Origin of the sequence: Lysobacter soli, assembly GCF_003382285.1 — a bacterium.
In the GTDB taxonomy this organism is placed as follows: Bacteria; Pseudomonadota; Gammaproteobacteria; order Xanthomonadales; family Xanthomonadaceae; genus Lysobacter_J; species Lysobacter_J soli.
The window spans coordinates 1-6,397 of the sequence record NZ_QTJR01000023.1 but is presented as its reverse complement, the minus strand read 5'-3'; the positions used below and the strand labels follow the sequence as shown (position 1 = coordinate 6,397).

5 protein-coding genes are annotated in these 6,397 nt (G+C 69.4%); 2 read left to right on the top strand and 3 right to left on the bottom strand.

All coding sequences use genetic code 11. From position 1 onward, the window contains the following. Positions 1–2,542, top strand: a 2,542-nt coding sequence (locus tag DX912_RS18030) for a translocation/assembly module TamB domain-containing protein (RefSeq protein WP_115844992.1), incomplete at its 5' end; no start/stop codon positions are given. A gap of 89 nt (positions 2,543–2,631) precedes the next feature. After that, positions 2,632–3,141, top strand: a complete 510-nt coding sequence (locus tag DX912_RS18025; RefSeq protein ID WP_115844990.1) for a GNAT family N-acetyltransferase — start codon at positions 2,632–2,634, stop codon at positions 3,139–3,141. Between the two features lie 189 nt (positions 3,142–3,330). On the opposite strand, the gene DX912_RS18020 is transcribed toward DX912_RS18025, so the two are convergent. The 3 genes from DX912_RS18020 to mnmG all read right to left on the bottom strand — a co-directional run. Then, positions 3,331–3,759 carry a GFA family protein gene (locus tag DX912_RS18020; RefSeq protein ID WP_233433647.1) on the bottom strand — a complete coding sequence of 143 codons (429 nt, stop codon included), beginning with the start codon at positions 3,757–3,759 and terminating at the stop codon, positions 3,331–3,333. Further along, positions 3,756–4,961, bottom strand: coding sequence for a sialidase family protein (locus DX912_RS18015; protein WP_147298678.1), 1,206 nt, complete (start codon positions 4,959–4,961; stop codon positions 3,756–3,758). The genes DX912_RS18020 and DX912_RS18015 overlap by 4 nt, the downstream gene beginning before the upstream one ends. Positions 4,962–5,208: 247 nt before the next feature. Beyond that, positions 5,209–6,397: tRNA uridine-5-carboxymethylaminomethyl(34) synthesis enzyme MnmG (gene mnmG, locus DX912_RS18010; protein ID WP_115844984.1), on the bottom strand; the 1,189-nt coding region annotated here is incomplete at its 5' end.

Below are 6,397 nucleotides of genomic sequence, written 5' to 3'. Positions count from 1 at the left end.
CGACGGCCGCGGCAACGACGAGCGCATGACGCTCAAGACGCTGCAGGCGCGCATGCCGACCGGCACGCTCGACGGCCACGGCGAAGTCGCATGGGCGCCGTCGCTCGGCTGGAACATCGACGCGACGCTGGCGGGCTTCGATCCGGGTTACTTCGCGCCGGACTTCAAGGGTTCGATCAACGGCAAGCTCGTCACGCAGGGCAGCACGCGCGCCGACGGCGGGCTCGACATCAGCGCGACCGCGAGCAACCTCGGCGGCCGCCTGCGCAACCGCCCGCTCGGTGGCAACGCGAACTTCGCGATGCGCGGCGCGGGGACGGCCGGCGGCGAAACGACGTACCAGGGCGATGTCGCGCTCACGCTCGGCGGCAGCCGCATCGATGCGAAGGGCACCGTCGGCAACGCGCTCGACATCGACGCGAAGCTGACGCCGCTGGTGCTGTCGGACCTGTTGCCCGGCGGCGCCGGCACGCTGCGCGGCACGGCGCAGATCCGCGGGCCGCGCACGGCGCCCGACATCACGGTCGACCTCACCGGCAGCGGGCTGAAGTACGGCGACTATCAAGCGCAGACGCTGACCGCGAAGGGTCGCCTGCCGTGGCAGCGCGGCAGCGGCGACATCGCCGTGCGCGCGACGGGGCTCGACGTTGGTCTGCCGCTCTCGTCGGTCTCGTTGAACGCGCGCGGCGCCGTGGAAGCACTGCAGGTGCAGGGTGACGCGAAGGGCGACATCGGCGCGCTGACGCTGGCCGGCAATGTCGCCAAGCGCGGCAACGCATGGCAGGGCGCGCTGTCGACCTTCCAGTTCGTGCCCGTGCGCGGCGCGTCGTGGCGCCTGAACGAAGCGGCGCGTTTCAGCTGGGACGGTCGCAACGGTTCGCTGAGCAACAGCTGTTTCGTTTCCAGCGGCGGTGGCTCGCTGTGCGCGAACGCCGACTGGCCGCGTCGCGGACTTGCGGTGAAGGGCGACGGATTGCCGCTCAGCCTCGCCGTCCCGTATCTGCCCGAGCGCGAGGACGGCCGTCCGTGGCTGCTGCGCGGCGAGATCGCACTCGACGGCACCCTTCGCCCGGTCGGCAACGCGTGGAGCGGCCAGCTCAACGTGCGTTCGAGCGGCGGCGGCATGAAGAACAGCGAGCGCTCGCGTCGCGAAGTGTTGAGCTACGAGAACCTCGTGCTCAAGGCGACGTTCGATCCGCGTCGCATCAACGCCGAACTCGGCACCGCGTTCAACAGCGGTGGGCGCATCGACGCGCGCATCGCGACGGGCTGGGACGATTACGCGCCGCTCTCGGGCCAGATATCGGCCAACACGTCCGAACTCGTCTGGCTGGAGCTGTTCTCGCCCGACATCATGGATCCGAAGGGCACGCTCGATGCGCGCATCACGCTCGGCGGCACGCGTGCGCGGCCGCAGCTCGGCGGACAGGCGCGGCTGACGAAGTTCAGTACCGAAATCCCGTCATTGGCCATCGTGCTGGAAGACGGCGACGTGCGCCTGGATGCCCTGCCCGACGGCACCGCACGCATCGCCGGGCAGATCCGTTCCGGCGAAGGCACGCTCCGCGTGGACGGCACGCTCAACTGGCAGAACACGAGCGCGCCGCTCCTGCTCACGGCGACGGGGCAGAACGTGCTCGTCTCCGACACGCGCGACCTGCACGCCGTCGCGAGTCCCGACGTGCAGGTGCGCTACGCCGCCGGCCAGCCGATCACCGTGACCGGCACCGTGACCATCCCGTCGGCGAACATCGACTTGGAGCGCCTGGACCAGGGCGTGTCCGCATCGCCGGACGTCGTGGTACTCGATCCGGTGAACCCGGAAGCCAGCGCCGCCTCGCCGTTGGACCTCGACCTGACGCTGGTGCTCGGCGACGACGTGCAACTCAACGGCTTCGGCCTGGAAGGCGGCCTGGGCGGGCGCATGCGCGTGCGCTCGCACCCGGGCCGCGAGATGACCGCCAGCGGCCAGCTGCAGGTGCGCGGCCGCTACAAGGCGTACGGGCAGAAGCTGGACATCACGCGTGGCGAGCTGTCGTGGTCGGGCGGCCCGGTGTCCGATCCGATCCTCAACGTCCGCGCCGAACGCGTGATCGGCGACATCACCGCCGGCGTCGACATCCGCGGCCGTGCGAGTGCGCCGACCGCGACGGCGTGGACCGATCCGGCGACGTCGCAGTCCGAAGCGCTGGCCTACCTCACGCTCGGCCGCCCGCTCGCCAGCGCGAGCAGCGACGAAAGCCGCCAGGTGAACGCCGCCAGCGCCGCGCTATCGGCCGGCGGCAGCCTGATCGCCTCGCAGCTGGGCGCGAAGCTCGGCCTCGACGACGCGGGCGTCAGCGACAGCCGCACCTTGGGCGGCAGCGTGCTCGGTTTCGGCAAGCACATCTCGCCGCGTTTGTACGTCGGCTACGGCGTGTCGTTGCTCGGTACCGGCCAGGTGCTGATGTTGAAGTACCTGCTGCGCAAGGGCTTCGACGTGCAGGTGGAATCGAGCACGATCGAAAGCCGCGCCTCGCTCAACTGGCGCAAGGAAAAGTAAGGCTGGCGCGCCGCACGCCGCGCTCTCGACTTGCGGGCGCGGATGCGGGATCGTCACCGTTCGACGAAACGTCCTGAAGGGAAACACCGATGCAGGTGCTGGAAACGCAACGCCTCGTACTGCGCGAGATCGAAGCGGCGGACGCGCCGTTCATCCTGGAACTGCACACCGATCCGTCGTTCCTCGCCAACATCGGCGATCGCGGCGTGCACGACCTGCCGTCCGCCGTGAACTACATCGAGACCAACCCGCGTGCGAGCTACGCCCGCAACGGCTACGGCCTGTGGCTGGTGGTGTCGAAGGAAACCGGCGAGCCGCTCGGCATGGCCGGCATCGTCCGCCGCGACACGCTGCCCGACGCGGACATCGGTTACGCGTTCCTGCCGCGCCATTGGTCGAAGGGCTATGCCGTGGAAGCGTGCACCGCCGTGCGCGACCACGCGATGCGCACGCTCGCGCTGCCGCGTTTGCTGGCGATCGTCTCGCCGGGGAATGCGGCGTCGGTGAAGGTGCTTGAACGCATCGGCCTCACCTTCCGCGATACGGTCCGGATGGGTTCGCAGGACCTGCAGTTGTTTGCGATGGAGGCGGCTGGGTAGGTTTCTTCGCTTTCGGATCTACCGAAACCGCGTAGAGCAAGGTGGGGTCCAGCTTTCGCTGGAATGACGAGGTTGGGGGTCACAGGGTGACTGCCTGGATCCCGGCCTTCGCCGGGATGACGGCTGGGTTGCCGTGCGAAGCGGTTCGATCTGCAGCGCACGTAGCGCAAAGCTCTACGACGCGAATCCTCAGTCATCCGCATCGACAATCCGCACATCCGAGAACCACAGCGTCGTCCACCGCTCGCGTTTCTCTTCCGGCGCCAGCTTCTGTGGCGAGGCCGACTGCTCATCGGCGAACGACACCGCCCCATCCAGCGCGCGCACGTTCACCGCCGCATGCACGCGACCTTCGTGTTCGTGACGCACGAACACCAGCACCGCGCAGTGCGCGCACGCGATGAACTCCGCCTGCGCCGAGCCCTGCCGATAGACCGTCGGCTCGCCGCGCAGTCGCACGCGCAGCGCGCCGTGCGCGTCCGACAACCAAGCCGCACCGTGCTTGCGGCAGAAACCGCAATCGCAGGCGCGCGGCGTGTAATCCGACGCCGGTTTCGACAGCGTCATGTCGAACGCGATGCGCCCGCAATGACAACCGCCGTGCAGCGGCGCGTTCACGGCGCCGCCGCGTAACGCGCGCCGTGCAGAGACGGCTTGCCATCGATGACGTCGGTCCAGACGACGAACGCCGTGCCTTCGGCCAGCGCGATCTTCGGCATGCCGGTGCCGCGGCCTTTGCCCTGCAACTTCGCGACATCGCCGCGCTGCAGTTCGCGCGACAGATCCGGCGCGAAGCGGGCGAACCGCAGCGTCTGGCCGTTCGCATCCTCGTCCATCCACAGCGCCCACGCGGCGTGTTGATCGAGCGCCGTGTCGACGCGTCCCTGCACCGCCATCCCGCGTTCGAGCACGACGGGCGCGGCAAACGACGCGCCCGCATCGACGCTGCGCGCGAGTTTCACCGTTGGCGTCTCGCCGGCCGCGGTGTACCAGGCGATGGTGGCGTTCGCGTCGTGCGTCGCGACGGCGGGACCATTGACCGGGCATGCCGGCATCGTCCAGTCGTCGGCGTGCACGCGCGCGGTCGCCTGCCACTGCGCACCATCGCTTCGCACCGCGTGGATGTCGCGCACTTCCGTCGGCGTGCGGCCGCGATACACCAGCAGCGGACCGCGCGCGGTGAGCGCGGCATCGGTCTGGCAGCAATCGCAGGTCATCGCGTCGAGTTCGCGTTCGTCGGCGCGCGCGAGCGATGCGTCGAACACCGCCGTGCGCAGCGTCATCGCGCCGGGTTCGTGCTTCGCGCCGGCGGATGCATGGCCGCCGTGCGCCGAATGATCGCCGCCGCCGGTGTTGCGTCCGTCGAGCCACGCCACGCCGATGCGGTTCTCGCCGACCGGCCACAGCGAAACGAAGCCGTGCTCGGTCGGCGTGCCGTCGGTGTTGACGGGCGCCGGTTTGGACCATGTCGCGCCGCCATCGCCGGAGCGCGCCAGCACGACGTCGTAGGCGTACTTCGCCTTGGCCGACTTGCGCAGCCAGTGCGCCCAGAGCGCGCCGTCGGGCGTGGCCGCGATGTGCGGCGTGTCGGCCCAGTTGACGAACCAGTCGCCACCGCGCGCGATCTCGCGCGGCTCGCTCCACGCACCGTTCGAGAACCGCGCGAACTTCAGCGTGTGTGCGACTTCGCCACGCGCCGCATCGCCGTGTTCGATCCACGACAGCAGCAGGCTGCCATCGGGTGCACGGACGAGGTCGGGCTGGGCGGCGGGGGCTGCGATGGGCGGCAGCGGCCAGGCTTCCTGTCGTACAGGCGTCACCGCGGCCAATGTGGTTGTTGCGGCGGCGCTTGTCGATGGCGATGATTCAGATGCACCGCGATCGCATGCGGTGACGGAAAGCGCCAATGACAGCGCCACGAGTGAAATCAGTGGAGAGGGGCTCATGCGCGAAGGGTACGCTGATGCGCGCCGATCTACCCCGTCATCAGGGCGAAAGCCGGGATGGCGGAGGTGGGCCGGGCGGACAGCGTAGGCGTGGTCGGCACCGTCACGCCCGAAGCAGCGTCTACGCCACCCGGCTCCGACGCGAGCGCGTGAGATGCACCAGCAGCAACGAGATCGCCGCCGGCGTCATGCCGGGGATGCGCTGCGCCTGGCCGACGGTCTGCGGGCGGACGCGTTCGAGCTTCTGCTGCACTTCGGCCGACAACCCGCGCACCGCGGCGTAGTCGAAACCGTCGGGGATGGCCGTGGCCTCATGCCGCTGCTGGCGCGCGATCTCCTCGCGCTGGCGATCGAGGTAACCGGCGTACTTCACGCCGATCTCGACCTGTTCGGCGACTGCGCCATCGTCCACTGACGGGCCCAGCGACGGCACGGCCATCAGCTTGGCGTAATCGAGTTCCGGGCGCTTGAGCAGGTCGAGCGCGCTCGTTTCGCGGCTGATCTCGATGCCCAGCACGTCCATCGCCTCGCGACCGAGCGCGTTGTTGGGCGCAGTCCAGATGGCGGAAAGGCGCGCGTTCTCGCGCGCGATCGCCTCGCGCTTGGCGTCGAAGCGCGACCAGCGCGCGTCGTCGACCAGCCCGAGTTCGCGTCCCACCGGCGTCAGGCGCAGGTCGGCGTTGTCCTCGCGCAACTGCAGGCGGTACTCGGCGCGCGAGGTGAACATGCGGTACGGCTCGCTGGTGCCATGCGTGGTCAGGTCGTCGACCAGCACGCCGAGGTAGGCCTCGTCGCGACGCGGACTCCAGCCGTCCAGCCCGCGCACGAAACGCGCCGCGTTGACGCCGGCGAGCAGGCCCTGCGCGGCGGCCTCTTCGTAGCCGGTGGTGCCGTTGATCTGGCCGGCGAAGAACAGGCCACCGACGGACTTGGTTTCCAGCGTGGTCTTCAGGCCGCGTGGATCGAAGAAGTCGTATTCGATCGCGTAGCCCGGGCGCGTGATGTGCGCGTTCTCGAAACCGCGGATCGAGCGCACCAGGTCCAGCTGCACGTCGAACGGCAGCGAGGTCGAAATGCCGTTCGGGTAGATCTCGATGACCTCGAGGCCTTCGGGCTCGACGAAGATCTGGTGGCTCGCCTTCTCGGCGAAGCGCACGACCTTGTCCTCGATCGACGGGCAGTAGCGCGGGCCGATGCCTTCGATCTGGCCGGTGTACAGCGGCGAACGGTCGAGCGCGCCGCGGATGATCTCGTGCGTGCGCTCGCTGGTGTGCGTGATCCAGCACGACACCTGGCGCGGGTGGTCGGCG